General features: G+C 42.9%; 15 protein-coding genes. 3 read left to right on the forward strand and 12 right to left on the reverse strand.

Annotated features, from left to right (window positions below):
• Positions 1-61 precede the first annotated feature (61 nt).
• From ACROAE_RS05235 to ACROAE_RS05245, 3 genes are read left to right on the forward strand one after another with little or no spacing between them, the layout of a single operon-like run.
• Entirely contained in the window at positions 62-409 is a 348-nt protein-coding gene (locus ACROAE_RS05235; RefSeq protein WP_432399943.1) for a PepSY domain-containing protein, read from the forward strand.
• Complete coding sequence (locus ACROAE_RS05240) at positions 390-1,064, forward strand: response regulator transcription factor (protein WP_188953670.1); 675 nt, start codon at positions 390-392, stop codon at positions 1,062-1,064. Before ACROAE_RS05235 ends, ACROAE_RS05240 begins: the two co-directional genes overlap by 20 nt.
• Positions 1,061-2,395: an ATP-binding protein gene (locus ACROAE_RS05245; RefSeq protein ID WP_432399944.1), complete on the forward strand. Its 1,335-nt coding sequence runs from the start codon at positions 1,061-1,063 to the stop codon at positions 2,393-2,395. Before ACROAE_RS05240 ends, ACROAE_RS05245 begins: the two co-directional genes overlap by 4 nt.
• A 121-nt stretch (positions 2,396-2,516) precedes the next feature.
• Here the strand turns inward: ACROAE_RS05245 and ACROAE_RS05250 are convergent, their stop codons facing one another.
• The 12 genes from ACROAE_RS05250 to petA all read right to left on the reverse strand — a co-directional run bounded on the left by ACROAE_RS05250 (position 2,517) and on the right by petA (position 15,768).
• Positions 2,517-3,317 carry a DUF1338 domain-containing protein gene (locus ACROAE_RS05250; protein WP_432399945.1) on the reverse strand — a complete coding sequence of 267 codons (801 nt, stop codon included), beginning with the start codon at positions 3,315-3,317 and terminating at the stop codon, positions 2,517-2,519.
• Positions 3,318-3,392: 75 nt separating this feature from the next.
• On the reverse strand, positions 3,393-4,853 hold the full coding sequence (astD, locus tag ACROAE_RS05255) for a succinylglutamate-semialdehyde dehydrogenase (protein ID WP_432399946.1): 1,461 nt from the start codon (positions 4,851-4,853) through the stop codon (positions 3,393-3,395).
• Between the two features lie 9 nt (positions 4,854-4,862).
• Positions 4,863-5,882: an arginine N-succinyltransferase gene (gene astA / locus ACROAE_RS05260; protein WP_432399948.1), complete on the reverse strand. Its 1,020-nt coding sequence runs from the start codon at positions 5,880-5,882 to the stop codon at positions 4,863-4,865.
• Between the two features lie 119 nt (positions 5,883-6,001).
• Positions 6,002-7,219: an aspartate aminotransferase family protein gene (locus tag ACROAE_RS05265; protein ID WP_432399950.1), complete on the reverse strand. Its 1,218-nt coding sequence runs from the start codon at positions 7,217-7,219 to the stop codon at positions 6,002-6,004.
• Between the two features lie 336 nt (positions 7,220-7,555).
• A complete protein-coding gene (locus ACROAE_RS05270) occupies positions 7,556-8,698 on the reverse strand; it encodes an HDOD domain-containing protein (protein ID WP_432399952.1) in 1,143 nt (380 codons plus the stop codon).
• Positions 8,699-8,800: 102 nt separating this feature from the next.
• A complete protein-coding gene (locus ACROAE_RS05275) occupies positions 8,801-11,284 on the reverse strand; it encodes a prolyl oligopeptidase family serine peptidase (protein ID WP_432399953.1) in 2,484 nt (827 codons plus the stop codon).
• Positions 11,285-11,426: 142 nt separating this feature from the next.
• A complete protein-coding gene (locus ACROAE_RS05280; protein ID WP_432399954.1) occupies positions 11,427-11,996 on the reverse strand; it encodes an anthranilate synthase component II in 570 nt (189 codons plus the stop codon).
• Between the two features lie 74 nt (positions 11,997-12,070).
• Positions 12,071-12,541, reverse strand: a complete 471-nt coding sequence (locus ACROAE_RS05285) for a ClpXP protease specificity-enhancing factor (protein ID WP_432399956.1) — start codon at positions 12,539-12,541, stop codon at positions 12,071-12,073.
• Positions 12,541-13,170: a stringent starvation protein SspA gene (gene sspA / locus ACROAE_RS05290; RefSeq protein WP_432399958.1), complete on the reverse strand. Its 630-nt coding sequence runs from the start codon at positions 13,168-13,170 to the stop codon at positions 12,541-12,543. The genes ACROAE_RS05285 and sspA overlap by 1 nt, the downstream gene beginning before the upstream one ends.
• A 95-nt stretch (positions 13,171-13,265) precedes the next feature.
• A complete protein-coding gene (locus ACROAE_RS05295) occupies positions 13,266-13,964 on the reverse strand; it encodes a cytochrome c1 (protein WP_432399960.1) in 699 nt (232 codons plus the stop codon).
• Complete coding sequence (locus tag ACROAE_RS05300; RefSeq protein WP_432399962.1) at positions 13,964-15,178, reverse strand: cytochrome b; 1,215 nt, start codon at positions 15,176-15,178, stop codon at positions 13,964-13,966. Before ACROAE_RS05300 ends, ACROAE_RS05295 begins: the two co-directional genes overlap by 1 nt.
• Positions 15,178-15,768 carry a ubiquinol-cytochrome c reductase iron-sulfur subunit gene (gene petA, locus ACROAE_RS05305; protein ID WP_432399964.1) on the reverse strand — a complete coding sequence of 197 codons (591 nt, stop codon included), beginning with the start codon at positions 15,766-15,768 and terminating at the stop codon, positions 15,178-15,180. The genes ACROAE_RS05300 and petA overlap by 1 nt, the downstream gene beginning before the upstream one ends.
• Between the last annotated feature and the right edge of the window lie 76 nt (positions 15,769-15,844).

Here is a 15,844-nt window from a genome sequence, read left to right on the forward strand (position 1 = left end):
GCCTAGATTATTAAAGTGGTGTTCATACTCTGAACGCCACTTTTTTTATTTGGGAGCGAACATGAATAGCTTGTTCATCGCCACAATCAGCTTAATGGCCCTGTCCATTAATCAGCAAGATATTTCTGTTACCGAATTCCCGCTTGATCATGATAAAGTCCAAAAATTAGTGACTTCTGGTAATATACGTCCATTAGATGACTATTTAACTTGGGTGTCGCAATATTGTGATGGCCATTTGGTCGATGCTCAGCTTTACCAATATCAAGATAAGTGGCGTTATGATTTACAATTTAAACTCGCCCAAGGACATGTTATTAATCTGCAGTTAGATGCAGTTAATGGTATGCAAGACCCGTTGCCACAATTACCGAGCGAATGTACTAAACATGAAACTGTTACTCGTTGAAGATAACCCATTACTGGTCGCCGAGCTTGAAAAACAACTCAAGCAGGCAGGTTATATTACTGACGTTACCGATAAAGCGGTTGAAGCCGATTATCTAATGAAAGAAACGGAATACGATTGCGTTATTTTAGATATTGGCTTACCCGATGGTAATGGTTTATCGCTGGTAACCCAGTGGCGCGAACGTGGCGTAAGTACGCCAGTTATCATGCTTACGGCTCGCAGCCAGTGGCATGAGAAAGTAGAAGGGTTTAACGCTGGAGCAGATGATTACTTAGGCAAACCGTTTCATGCACAAGAATTACTCGCCCGTATTCAGGCATTAATTCATCGAGCCCATGGTCGTGCAAACTCAGCGTCTAAACTGTTGTGCTATGGCGGTGTTAACTTAGATGAAAACGAACAGAAAGTGACCGTTGGTGAGCAAGAATATGAGCTAACATCGATGGAGTTTAGGTTATTAAAGATTTTTTTAATGTCGCCTAAAAAGCTACTGTCAAAGTCTCAACTTACCGATAAGCTGTATCAATTTGACGATGAGAAAGAAAGTAATGTAGTCGAAGTTTACGTTACCCATTTACGTAAAAAGCTGGGTAAAACCACCATTGAAACGCGTCGCGGACAAGGTTATATCTTTCACGGTTTAGTGGAATGATGTCGATTCGCTTTAAGCTCAGCCTGTGGCTGAGTGGCCTTATTATCATCGCAACCTTGATTGGTTTATTTCTGTTCGAATCAATGTTGCGTGATGCCTTTCATGACTCAATCATTAATCGTCTAGAAGAAGATTTAGAACACATTATTATTGCCACACGCTTAGAAGACGGCAAATTGGTGATAGACCAAAATCAATTATCCAGTTTTTATCGACCCGCTTACTCTGGTCGTTACTTCCAATTAAACCTGCCAAACCACACTATTCGCTCGCGATCCTTGTGGGATGCTGAGCTACACATTGTTAATTTAGAGGCTCAGCAAAAGCGCGTTTGGCAAGCAAAAGGCCCGAAAAACAATGATATGCAATTATTATCGATTGGCATCGGCGCGCCAGATAGTGATAACACTGCAACCCTTACTGTAGCGCAAGATCTCAGTATTGGACGTCGTGTATTTAGTGAAATTTTTGGCACCAAACTGGCCATTAATATTGGCATGTTACTGGCAATGATTGCGGGGATTTTCATTATCTTGCGCCAATCGTTTAAACCTGTAAATCAAATCCAAGGGGCCCTAGCCAAGCTTCGTGAAGGTGATATAGCCTCACTTGAAATAGCTCAAATTCCAGCGGAAATTCGCCCATTAGCTGAAACCTACAACCAATTATTAGATTACACAGCCAAGCAAATAGAGCGCAGTCGTAATAACTTAGGCAACTTAAGCCATGGCTTAAAAACACCTCTGGCGGTGATGCAGCAACAAGTCGAAGCCTTAGGGTTATCTCACCCAGAAGCGGCAATGGCTATGCAGCAACAATTAGACTTAGTGCACAAAATGATTGAACGTAAGTTAGCAGCGGCGCGCATTACTGGCGATATGTTGCCTGCCGCGCAATTGGCCGTACCCAAAGATTTCGACAGTTTAATTAATACTCTCCATAAAGTGCATCGCCAGCGTGATATTCACTGTGTGGTCATTAATCCAGATAACATTAGCAGGCTCCCTATTCACCGTGAAGATGGTATGGAGCTATTTGGAAACTTGCTCGACAATGCCTTTAAATGGACTAATACCCAGGTTAATGTGCACATTAAGCAAATGCAAAATGGCGATATTTCGCTACAAATTGAAGACGACGGCAATGGCGTGGAACAAGATAAAATGGCATCGTTGACAGCCAGAGGCACCCGCTTAGATGAAGCGACAATGGGCCATGGCTTAGGGTTATCTATTGTTAAAGAGATTTGCGAACAATATGGTTTTAGTTTGCAATTTAGCCGAAGTGAGACGCTAAACGGACTGGGTGTCACCATTGTCATGAGGCAATAGCCATGTGGCAATAGCCATCAACCCATCGTCATGAAGCAATCGTTATGACCTCATCGTTATGAATCCATAAAAAAAGACCTGCTTGATTGCTCAAGCAGGTCTTTTTTTGACGCTACTGACACTACATCATTGCGTTGGTACTTTCGAAAATTTTATCGGCTGATGCCGCAACGAAACCGGTATACAGCTTGCCGTTTTCCATTGGGTAACGACGAGCAAACTCGTAGAAACAACTTGGAATTTCAGCATCGCCATCCGTGAAGTTAACCACCACTTTATCGGCCATGGTAGATGACTGCTCTAACAACACCTCTGGTGTGCCTTTAATTTCGCCACCCGACCCATTAAGGACAAAACCTGCATCTTTAAGTGCCTGGTTAACATCTTCAATGCGTTCAAACTGCGGTAAATCGTTAATCGATACCGTAAAGTGATTAGCACGGTAACCTAAAGCGGCAACCCAAGCAGCATATTCACTCTCAGCCAACAACGCTTTGTAAGTTGCTTTATCCAGGTTCCAGTGGCGACCCGAATAAATAAAGTTATCTGCGGTTGTTGCGGTAACATCAACTTGCTCAATTAAACCATGAATGGTTTTTTGCAGTTCAGGGCTAAACTCTTCTACCAGCAACTCAGAGATAAATACCTTAGGCTGAGTTGGGTCTGGGTGCTCAAAATGTTTAGCGACTAGCTTTTTTTGCTCAAACTTGTAATCGCCACAGTCAACATAACCCATTGAAGTAAAATGCTCAGCCAATACACTGAGATTAACTTTAGCGATATTGAACGTGCGCAGTGCAATATGATCATTAATGATCGCGGCGCCGTGGCCAAGCAATTGATGAATTTTCGCCGCTGAAGGTGTCATCTTAATATAGTCTTGCCATAACTCGGCAAACAAAGCATTAACGTCAGTATGCATGGTTAAATCCTTATAATAAGGCTGGTGATATCATGTCAATATCACCAGCACCAATCATGCGATGGACTTATCAACTTAAATTGATAAACCAGGGCTTAAAGTGGCAGGTAGGCTGACAGAGTCAGCTTCCATTGAAGCAACAGGATACGCACAGTAGTCAGCAGCATAAAATGCACTGGCACGGTGATTACCCGACGCCCCAACACCACCAAACGGTGCAGCGCCTGAAGCGCCAGTAATTTGTTTATTCCAGTTAACAATACCAGCACGAATGCGGGCTAAGAAATAATCATAATCTTCACGGCTGTCAGCTAATAAACCAGCAGATAAACCATAACGCGTTGCATTGGCTAAATGGATTGCTTGGTCAAAGTCGCGATAACGAACAAGTTGCAATAACGGACCAAAGTATTCTTCATCTGGTAAGTCGGCAATTGGCGTTACGTCAATCAAACCAGGTGTCACAATCCCTTTACCGGCTTCAACTTGTGTCAATTCAATTAACGATACACCGCCAAGCGATTGCAATGTGGCTTGCGCAGCAACCATGCCACGAGCGGCCGTTTCAGAGATCATCGATCCCATAAATGGTTGCGGCTGTGCATTCCAAGCGCCCACTTTGATTTGCTTAATCGCAGTGACAAGTTCAGCAATTAGCGCATCACCCTGTGCACCTTCTTCTATGTATAAACGACGGGCACAGGTACAACGCTGGCCAGACGAAATATAAGCAGATTGAATGATGTCATGTACTGCAGCCTTGGTGTCGGTAACGCCTTTAACAATAAGCGGGTTATTGCCGCCCATTTCTAAGGCTAAAATCTTACCAGGATGACCAGCATATTGTTGATGTAAAATGTGTCCAGTGCGCGAGCTACCAGTAAAGAATAAGCCATCAATTTGCGGGTGCGAAGCCAGTGCTTTACCGGTTTCGACTTCACCTTGAACAAGGTTAACAACACCTTGAGGCAAACCTGCTTTATCCCAGCATTTCAGCATTAACTCAGCGACTTTGGGTGTTAGCTCAGACGGCTTAAACACCACGGTGTTACCGGCAAGCAATGCTGGCACAATGTGGCCATTAGGCAAATGCCCTGGGAAGTTATAAGGGCCAAATACTGCCACGACACCATGCGGTTTATGGCGTAATACAGCACGCCCTGCGGGTAAGTCGTTTGTTTCTGTTCCTGTACGTTTGTCATGCGCTTTAGCAGACAAACCAATTTTACCAATCATCGCGCCCACTTCTGTGGCCGTTTCCCATTGTGGCTTACCGGTTTCTTGGGCGATTGTTTCGGCGATTTCGTCTTTATTTGCTTCTAGTTGTGCACGATACGCTTCGACAATGGCCAAGCGAGCTTCATAGCCCAACATAAACCAATCAAACTGGGCTGCACGGGCTGCATCAACCGCAGCATTAACCTGGCTTGGTGTGGCTGTTTTACCTTGCCAAATCACTTCACCGTTTGCTGGATTGCTTGAGTTAACATCATGACCTTCGCCAGCTAACCACTGACCTTGAATATATTGTGTCATTTCTTACTCCTACATTGCTAAAACACGAATTTGCTCGCCATCGCTAACCAGTAAACCAGCTGCTATTTCTGGGCTAAGAACAACATCGTCGTGTTCATCAGAGACCAACAGTTTGGCCGCTGATGCACGATAATCAGCCAGCGACGTGTTGGAAATAATAAAATGATGATCTGCGTGTGGCATTTTGCCAATTGACACCGTGAGTAAGCGGCTTTTTTTAACCGAGCGAATTTCGCTCAGAGCGCACTCAACCGTTGGACCACCATCAAAAATATCGACGTAATTACGGAATTTAAAGCCTTCGGCTTGTAATAATCGCAGTGCCGGCTTGGTATTTTTATGGACTTCGCCAATCACTTTTTGTGCCTTTTTAGGCAACATGCAAACATACACAGGATTGCGTGGCATCATTTCGGCCATAAACGCTTTTTTGCCTAAACCAGACAAATAGTCTGCTTCAACAAAATCGATACCTAAAAAATGATGCTGTAGCCATTCGTAAAATGGTGACTCACCATGGTCATCACTTACGCCGCGCATTTCAGCAATAACAGTTTCGCCAAAACGCTGTGGATGCTGAGCTAATAATAGAAAACGCGAACGCGACAACATGCGGCCATTATTGCCTTTTCGATATGCGTCTTTTAAAAACAGAGTGCACACTTCTGCAGCGCCAGTATAGTCATGGCATAACGTGAGGGTTTCAACTTCATTACGCACAGAAATTTGCTGAGAGTGATAAACCTCAGTGCCTAAACGGTAATGATAGAAAGCATCTTGCATGCCGACGGCAGCTTCAACACCACAAGTACCAACAACTTCATTGGTTTTGGTGTCTTCAAGCACCATTAAGTAGCCTTCGTCAAAAGGCTTATCAATTTGCTTAGTAAAAGATGCTTCTGCCCTAGCGATCTTTGAACGCAGTAACTCTTCGTTTACTGGTAAAGATGTGAAACCGTGGCCTGACTCAACTGCGATACTATAAAGTGCATCGTAATCACTAGCACGGATAGGACGTATGATTAACATCTTAATCTCCTCATTGCACCACTAGCTTGCAGCGCTGATAGTTTACCCACCAACGCAACAAACGATTATGGCGAACCCAAACAACAAGAGTGCAAGCCACGCTTGCACTCAGTTGTTCATTAACCTGCTACTACTTTTGCAACAGCACGTTCAAAACGCGCTAAGCCTTCAGCAATATCAGCTTCTGGGATCACTAATGATGGAGCAAAACGCACCACGTTTGCGCCAGCAATTAAGCTCATTAATCCTTCGGCAACTGATGCAACTAAAAATTCGCGGCTACGGCCTTCGTATTTTTCGTTTAATACCGCACCAAGCAACAAGCCTTTACCACGCACTTCACTAAATACATTGTATTTAGCATTAATGGCCGCTAAACCATCACGGAATAACTGTTCACGATGCTTAACACCATCAAGCACTTCTTTGGTGTTTACTACGTTCATTACGGCGTTACCCACGGCACACGCCAATGGATTACCACCATAAGTAGAACCATGCGTGCCAACCTTTAAATGAGCAGCAATTTTAGCCGTTGTTAGCATGGCTGCGATTGGAAAACCGCCACCTAATGCTTTAGCACTGGTTAAAATATCAGGCACGATGTCGGTACCCATGTAAGCAAATAGCTCACCAGTACGGCCCACACCGGTTTGTACTTCATCAAAAATAACCAAAGCATCATGCTTATCCGCTAAACGGCGCACAGCTTTTAAGAACTCAGGATCACCATTGATAATTCCGCCTTCGCCTTGTAATGGCTCGAGCATAATGGCGCAAGTTTTGTCTGAAATTACTGCTTCTAGTGCAGCAATATCATTAAATGGTACGTGAGTAATACTTTGTGGCTTAGGGCCGAAACCGTCTGAATAAGCAGCTTGTCCGCCAACGGTTACAGTAAAGAATGTACGGCCGTGGAATGCTTTGTCGAAAGCAATAATTTGGTCTTTGTCAGCACTATGGTTATCTAATGCATAACGACGGGCTAATTTAAGTGCTGCTTCGTTTGCTTCTGCGCCAGAGTTGGCAAAATAAACACGTTCAGCAAAGGTTGAGTTAACCAATTTAGTGGCTAATTCAAGCGCTGGCTCGTTGGTCATTACGTTTGATAAGTGCCAAAGTTTTTCGCCCTGCTCTTTTAATGCAGAAACTAAAGCAGGGTGGCAATGACCTAAACAATTAACTGCAATACCACCAGCGAAATCGATGAATTCATTGCCTTCTTGATCCCATACACGGCTACCCGCTCCGCGAACAGGAATAACGGCTGCAGGCGCATAATTAGGCACCATGACTTCATCGAATTGGGCACGGGTTAGATTCATTTCTAGACTCATTGCATTTCATCCTTCAGGTTATAAGCAGCTTGAAAGCCGCTGTTTCCGCTGTTTGCTTTATATTCTGTAAGTGCATTGGCGGAAGCTTGTGTTATTTATGGGACATTATTAGCGAAAATGTGATCAAAATACCAGTTCTGTACAATTAACTTCTGCAGGCGACAGGTCTATTCTGCATAAAGATTGAAAAATATGACTAAATAAAGCGTTTATTGGGGGGCTAACAAGCATAAATAGTCATAAAAAAAGTTATTTCGACGCATTTTGTGTACCTATTCACCAAAAGTGAATAACTACACAAATTTAACATTTAGCAATATTGGATATTTGGTTCGCTTAAAGTAAATCAAGCTTACGAAAGTTTTGCGCTTTCAGTCGCAGCAGTTCTTGGGGAGAAAACTCGTAATAATCAAACATGATGCGTCTCTCTTGCGGGTCGATTAGCTGCTGCTCTTCTAATAATAGCACTTTGGCATAACAACTTGCTTTGGCCACAATGGCCGCATCGGCTGATAACTCAGAAAAATGATAATCATGATCAAGTTCTTTCAACACACTGGTCATTTTCGAATCTTCAAACTTCAATAAATTGAGCAACTGCCAATTTAACGTATGGCCATGTTGCATCACCTGTTCAAATACTGATTCTGCTGGAAAGTCGGTGGCCATAATCGCGTCATACACTTGTTTATCTCGACTTTGACTTGCCTCTCTTAGCCAAGTTCCCCATGTTTTATCGAAAATTTGGCCACTTTGACTCAAAATAATTGAGGTCGCAAATTGGTACATTAGCGCGCAAGTATATGTCAGACTTGGCTCTTTATTATGCAGCTCAGCTAAGGCTTGTGCCGCGATTGCGCTCATGATGCTGTAGCGCCATAACTTGCGGGTTATCCATAATAAGTTGGCATTCCCTGACGGTAACCAGTTACGTAAACAAAAATACGGGATCAATAAGCGAAGGTTTTCTAAACCAATGTAATTTATCACCAATTTGATATCGGTAACTTGTACATCTGAGTTTTTCGGGCGCCTGTGTCGTGAGGTTGGACTGTTGATCAAATTAATTAAATCGCGGCATAACCAGCTATTATCTTCAATAATCGGTCGCAAACGGTTTAAGTTTAGATCCGGGCTTAACAGTAAATCTAATAACAACACTTGGCTTTCGGTAATGCCCGCTGACTCAATAATAGACAGAGGGTTTATCATTTGATGTTCAACAGCATTATTGACGGTATGCGTTAAGTGACTAGAAACTTCGAGGTATATATGGCGCTCTTGCACTTGTTTTTCTATGCGCAGTTTTAACGCTTTACGTTCTATATCAAGTTTATTGGCACTTTCTTCTATTTCGGTATTCAGTTCATCTAACATTGAACCCACAACGTGTTTACCCACAATAAGTTGATTGTAGAGTCGACGTTCTATTTCGATGACTTTTCCGGGTCTTACACCACCCGCGACTGATATTGCCACTCAACACTACCCTTGAATATGATGTTAGGAGTAATCATAAAAATTAAGGCTCTCCAAAGAAAGCCTTAATACGATTTTATTTACTAATTTGGAACTTAGTAGCTATTTTAGCTCTTGCTCAAATAATTTATAAATACGACGGTATTCATCTAACCAGCTAGACGGTTGCACAAACCCGTGCGGTTCAACCGGATAAATAGCGGTTTCAAACATCGGTTTTTCAAGTTCAATTAACCGTTGTACCATGCGCACGCTGTCTTGGAAAAACACGTTGTCATCTAATACGCCACTCATAATCAACAATGGTTTTTGTAATCCGTGAGCATGCTCTATTGGTGAGCTACGCTCATAAGCAATAGGATCAACGTCAGGCGTATTTAAAATGTTAGCCGTATAAGGCGCATTATAATGAGCCCAATCGCTTACAGGGCGTAATGCGGCGCCTGCTTGGAATAGCTCAGGTTCATTAAATAAAGCCATAAAGGTTAAGAAACCACCGTAAGAACCGCCGTAAGTGCCCACACGTTTTGCATCCACATTGGCGTTACTCGCCAACCAAGCAACACCATCTTTTAAATCTTCAACTTCAGGATGGCCCATGTTGCGATAAACCGCAGTGCGCCAATCACGTCCATAACCTTTTGAACCGCGGTAATCCATATCCATGACCACATAACCTTGTTGGGTTAATAAGTTATGGAACATAAACTCACGAAAATACCCAGAAAATCCATAATGCGCATTTTGTAAATAACCCGCGCCATGGTTAAACACTACCGCGGGATATTTATCGGCTTGTTTAGCATCATAACCTTGCGGCAAATACACTCGGGCGTAAACTTGCCCTGCTCCGTGGCTTGATGGTACGGCAACAACCTGTGGCGCTTGCCAAGGGTATTGTTTAAATGTGTCGCTGGTATAGTGAGTCAGCGGTTTAATTTCCCCCCCAATCGGTTGAATAAATAACTCATCGGGGCTTGTTGTCGCTGAGGCCGTTAACAATAATGCGCTACCGTCTGGGCTTAAGCTGTAATCTAATGTGCCAAACCATTGGGTTAATTGCTCACTTTTACCCGTAGCGACCGCGACTCGATAAACATTGTAGCTCCCTGGATGATCTTTGTTGGCACGATAATAAATGTGTTTACCATCAGGAGATAAGGTCACATTATCAACCACATATTTTCCGCTTGTTAGCGCAGTAATCTTACCTGAGGCCGATTTAGTATATAAATGAGAAAAACCAGACTCCTCAGACAAATAGTAAACAGAGTCTGTCCCGGTTATCCAACCAAATTGATTATAGTTATAGTTAACCCACGCATCGTCGTGTAAACGATGTTCGGTAATAAGTTTGCCCTTTTGCAGGTCTACACGCGCAATCCAGCGATCTTTGTTATCAACAGCTTCAACCATCACCATCAACTGGTTATCGGTTTCACGCCACTGCATCGCGCTTTGGCTCCACTCCCAATCTTGCATCAGTTGGATTAAACGTGGGGCTTTGACACTTTTATAGTTTTTGCCTTGGGCTTTAGCATTTTCAGCTTTAACACTGGCTAATACATCTTCATCAAACCCTGTTAAGCCTTCGATAGTGATGTCTTTTTTAGTGTGATCAATAAGATCAAGTAACACTAAACGTTGGCCAGGAAAGGCATCTTCAGCGACACGCGCTCGTGCAGGAACGGCATCAACATAACCGTCTTTACCTAAATAATTAGGCATAATGTCGTGCTCTGCTCGCCAGGTATAATTTTTGTCGGTGAGTGCCAACATCACATAACGACCATCGGGCGATAGACTCATTTCTGAAATAGTTTCGCTGTCGCCTAAGTACCATGGCTGAGCTGAAAATGTGGGATCTGCTTTAGCCAATGATTCACGATAATCTTCACGAGCCTTGTCATTGTTATGTTGCAGCGCCACATAACCCATTAAACGATGTTGTTGCTTGGCAATATAACTACTAGGCTCTTCTGTGCCTGTCGGCTCATTAGCCATTTGAATCGCTGCAATTTGCTCAACCATGCCAGTGGTTTGATGCAGGCGGAAAATATTGTTGCCTTGCCAGTAAGCAAGATCGCCATTATTCAAAAAACGCACGCCACTTATCGCATCATTTTGACGAGTAATTTGACTAATATCACCACTTTGAAGGTTTTTAACAAACACATTGCCTTGGTAAATATACGCCTTTTGAGATTTGGCTTGGTTAATCACACCATTACGTTGGTCAGCTAAATGCAGCTGAGAAAGTTCAAGCTGGTTGGCCGTTGTTGCTGTAATACTTTGCTGATAATAATCACGAACAGGTGACTGATGAGCTTGGCGACTAAAATACACTGACTGACTGTCGTCACTCCAATAAGCACCCTGGGCTAAAATGCCCATCCAATCTGGATTAGCCATTATTTGCTTGAGTGTTAGCGCTTCTTCAGCTTGAACAGGTGTAGCTAGTGCTACGGTAATTTGTGTAGGTATCGCAGTGGTTGTCACCACTGTTGAGTCGACTGTGGCTGCACAGCCACCCATCATGGCCAATGAAACTGCACTAATGGCAAAGTGTCGCAAAAAGCTGTTCATGTTCATCCCTTTTATTATTTTAAGCGCTATTTATAGCATATTATACGTAAGATTGACCGGGGGTGAATATCTGAAGTTGTAACATAAAATACGCTCAAGATATCAACAGCTTGAAGTGTATGCTTATTGATATAACGATAGATTACGCACGTAAAAAGTTAGCCAGTAACTCATGGCCTTGCTGGGTTAAAATAGATTCTGGATGAAACTGTACGCTGTATATACCTAACGCCTGATTACTCATGGCCATAATTTCACGACCGTGGATCGGATCATCATACCAAGCATCGAGTTCAAATCCCCTGGGAATACTGTCAATGAGCAGTGAATGGTAACGGGTAACTTGTAAAGGCAGTGCTAGCTCAGAAAATAAGCCTTGTTGATTATGTTGTATTAAACTGGTTTTACCATGCATCACACGCTTAGCACGGATCACATTAGCACCAAAGACTTGCGCTATCGCTTGATGACCTAAACACACCCCTAAAATTGGAATTTTCCCGGCAAAATGGGCGATTGCAGCAAGTGATATACCCGCTTCGTTTGGGGTGCAAGGGCCGGGTGAAATCACTAAATGGCTAGGCGCTAATGCTTCAATTTGTTCAAGAGTAATGTCGTCATTGCGTTTAACGATGATCGCTTGCTCCAGTGTTTGAAAATACTGAACCAGGTTAAACGTAAATGAATCATAATTATCAATCATCAATAACATTATCGATACTCGTCACTTTTTTTAGCTTAAAAAAAACCAGCCTTGCGACTGGTTTTATGTCCTAACATGGATAATTACTTAACCACGGTTAGGTGACTTCTGCGTTTCGCTTTATCGTCTGAACTGCTCGGCTTAGTTGTTTTAGGCGCAGTTGTAGGCTCTTCAACAGACTTAATTGAAGATGGCACTGATAAAAGCTCATCATGCTCATCTTCAATCATGTAAGCATCTTCCATATCAAACACCGTACCGGCACCGTTTTCACGTGCATAAATGGCTACGATAGAGGCCATAGGTAAAAACACATTTTGTGGTACACCACCAAAACGTGCATTGAACTCTACGGCATCATTAGTCATATGAAGATTTGCCACAGCTCCAGTTGCAATGTTTAATACGATTTGACCGTCTTTAACAAATTGCTGCGGAACTTGAGTACCTTTAACAAAAGCGTCCACGACTACATGCGGTGTTAAATGGTTATCCATCAACCATTCATAATAAGCGCGCAATAAATACGGACGATTAGGTGTTATTGGTTTCATTACATTCCCATGCGCATTTCGCGCTCAGGCTCAGTTAATGACGCTTTAAACGATTCGCGCTCAAAAATACGAGTCATATAAGCATTGATTTCTTTTGCTGTACGAGGGTCTAAGTTAATCCCTAATACTGGTAAGCGCCATAATAATGGGCCTAAGTAGCAATCAGACAAACCAAATTCTTCGCTCATGAAATATGGCATTTCTGCAAATACCGGCGCTAAAGCAACTAAGCTTTCAGTTAACTCTTTACGCGCTGCATCAGCTTTTTCACCTTTACGGATACGCTCAACAAGCGCATACCAGTCGGTGTCGATTCTGTGCATCATCAAACGGCTTTGACCACGAGATACCGGGTAAACAGGCATTAATGGAGGATGCGGAAAACGCTCATCCAAGTATTCCATAATAATACGAGATTCATACAATACTAATTCGCGATCAACTAAGGTTGGTACTGAGTTGTATGGATTAACTTCAAGTAAATCTTCAGGCATTTCACTTGGGTCTACCTGCAAAACATCAACGGTAACCCCTTTTTCAGCCAATACGATACGTACTTGGTGACTATATAAATCATCGGCACCAGAAAAAAGTGTCATGATAGAGCGCTTGTTGGCAGCAACAGCCATTGATACTCTCCAGAATCTAAAAAAAACAAAACAAACGAGGGGCTAAGCCCCCCGTTTACAATATGCGGATAATGTATAATAACCGTTATTGCTAGCTAGTGTACATCTTTCCAGTACTCTTTCTTCAACAAATACGCAATGATGAAGAAAATAAACAAGAATCCAAGTACCCACATACCAAGAGCTTTACGCTCTAACTGTACAGGTTCAGCTGAGTAAACTAAGAAACCCGTGATATCACGAACCGCTTGGTCATACTCTTCTGCCGTCATTTTGCCACCAGTGGTAACAAAAGTGCCGTCTTCTTGTTTTACTGCAAGACCTTGTAAGTCTTGTAATACATGAGGCATACCCACTAATGGGAACACTGTGTTGTTTACACCAAATGGACGAGTCTCATCAGCATAAAAACCTTTAAGGTATGAATAGACCCAGTCTTCACCACGTACACGAGCAACCAATGTTAAATCTGGAGGCGCAGCACCAAACCATTTAGCAGCATCGGCGGTAGGAATTGCGTTTTCCATTAAATCGCCAATTTTTGCATTGTTCAGAATGTACTTACTACGCATATCATCGTTAGAAATACCGAGATCTGTAGCAACACGTTCGTAACGCTGGTATTGAGTGCTATGACAACCAGAGCAGTAGTGTTGAAATAAATCAACACCACGCACTAGCGACTCTTTATCATGCAAGTCAACGTTAGCACTTTCTAAGTGAACATTGTGTCCACTCGCTGCCATCGCCAAAGATGGCAACAATGTAACTAATGCAATTAATAACTTTTTCATTAGTGTGTCACCCTCGTTGGGACTTCTTTTGTTTTCTCATTTTTACTGTAAACCCATAAGGCTAAGAAGAAAGCAAAGTAAGTGAAAGTGAAAATACGTGCCGCAATAGTTAACTCAGGCGTTGCAGGAACCACACCTAAATAACCAAGAATAATGAACGACACAGTAAACTGAGCAATGTTGATCTTGTGGATCGTGCTGCGATAGCGAATAGACTTCACTTTACAACGGTCAAGCCAAGGCAGAATAAATAACACTGCAATTGACAGACCCATACCAATAACACCCACTAACTTATCAGGGATAGCACGTAAAATGGCATAGAAAGGTGTGAAGTACCAAACTGGCGCAATGTGTTCTGGAGTCTTCATTGGGTTAGCCGCTTCAAAGTTTGGCTTTTCAAGGAAGTATCCACCGCCTTCAGGCATGAAGAACAACACATAACAGAACACAATTAAGAAGCCCGCGACACCCATAATATCTTTTACGGTGTAATAAGGGTGGAATGGAATAGCATCAACAGGCCAACCGTTCTCATCTTTGTTCTTTTTAATCTCAACACCATCAGGGTTATTTGAGCCCACTTCATGCAGTGCAATTAAGTGTAAGAACACTAATACAACTAACACAAGTGGCAGCGCAATAACGTGTAATGCAAAGAAACGGTTTAGCGTTGCACCCGAAATAACGTAGTCACCACGGATCCACAATGTTAGGTCATCACCAATGATAGGGATAGCGCCAAACAAAGAGATAATTACCTGTGCACCCCAGTAAGACATTTGTCCCCAAGGTAGCAAGTAACCCATGAATGCTTCAGCCATTAGCACAAGGAAAATCAACATACCAAACAGCCATAACAGCTCTCTTGGTTTTTGATAGGAACCGTAGATTAATCCGCGGAACATGTGCATATAGATAACAAAGAAAAACGCCGATGCACCCGTTGAGTGCATATAACGTAATAACCAACCGTACTCAACATCACGCATGATGTACTCAACAGAAGCAAATGCGCCTTCTGCTGTTGGTACGTAATTCATGGTTAACCAAATACCCGTAAGTAACTGGTTAACTAAAACTAATAGCGCTAATGAACCAAAGAAATACCAAAAGTTGAAATTCTTTGGTGTCGCATATTGGCCCACGTGACGGTTATAAGTTGCCGTCATTGGGATGCGCGCATCAATCCAATCAATAATATTCTTAACCATTACGCCGCTCCTGTGTCTTCACCGATAATCACGGTAGCGTCATCGACATATTTGTGTGGCGGGATAACGAGGTTCAATGGTGCTGGAACACCCTGGAACACACGACCGGCCATGTCGAATTTAGAACCGTGACAAGGACAGAAGAAACCAGATGGTACACCTTCAACCTGCTCACCGAATGAATCGGGCAAATAAGTTGGTGAACAACCTAAGTGAGTACAGATACCGACTGCAATGAAGAATTCAGGCTTAATAGAACGTGCAGGGTTAGTTGCATATTCTGGTTGCTGCATTTCTTCAGAAGCAGGATCGCGTAATTGACCGTCTAAAGATTTAAGATTCTCTAATACAGCTTCTGTACGACGAACGACCCAAACCGGTTTTCCGCGCCATTCGACACGAATTAACTGACCTGGTTCTACTTTACTAATATTTACTTCGACCGGCGCACCTGCAGCTTTCGCCTTGGCGCTCGGATTCCATGACTTGATGAAAGGAACCGCTACAGCGACGGCACCAGCACCACCTACTACGGCGGTTGCGGCTGTCAGGAATCTGCGACGTCCGGTATCGACTGGCGCATTGCTCATCCACTTATCTCCCAGAGGGTGTTGGAATTTTTATATTTCAATACTTTAGCGACCATAATGGTAAAACGCTAAAATC

The organism is Shewanella sp. MF05960, from assembly GCF_050849305.1.
In the GTDB taxonomy this organism is placed as follows: domain Bacteria; phylum Pseudomonadota; class Gammaproteobacteria; order Enterobacterales; family Shewanellaceae; genus Shewanella.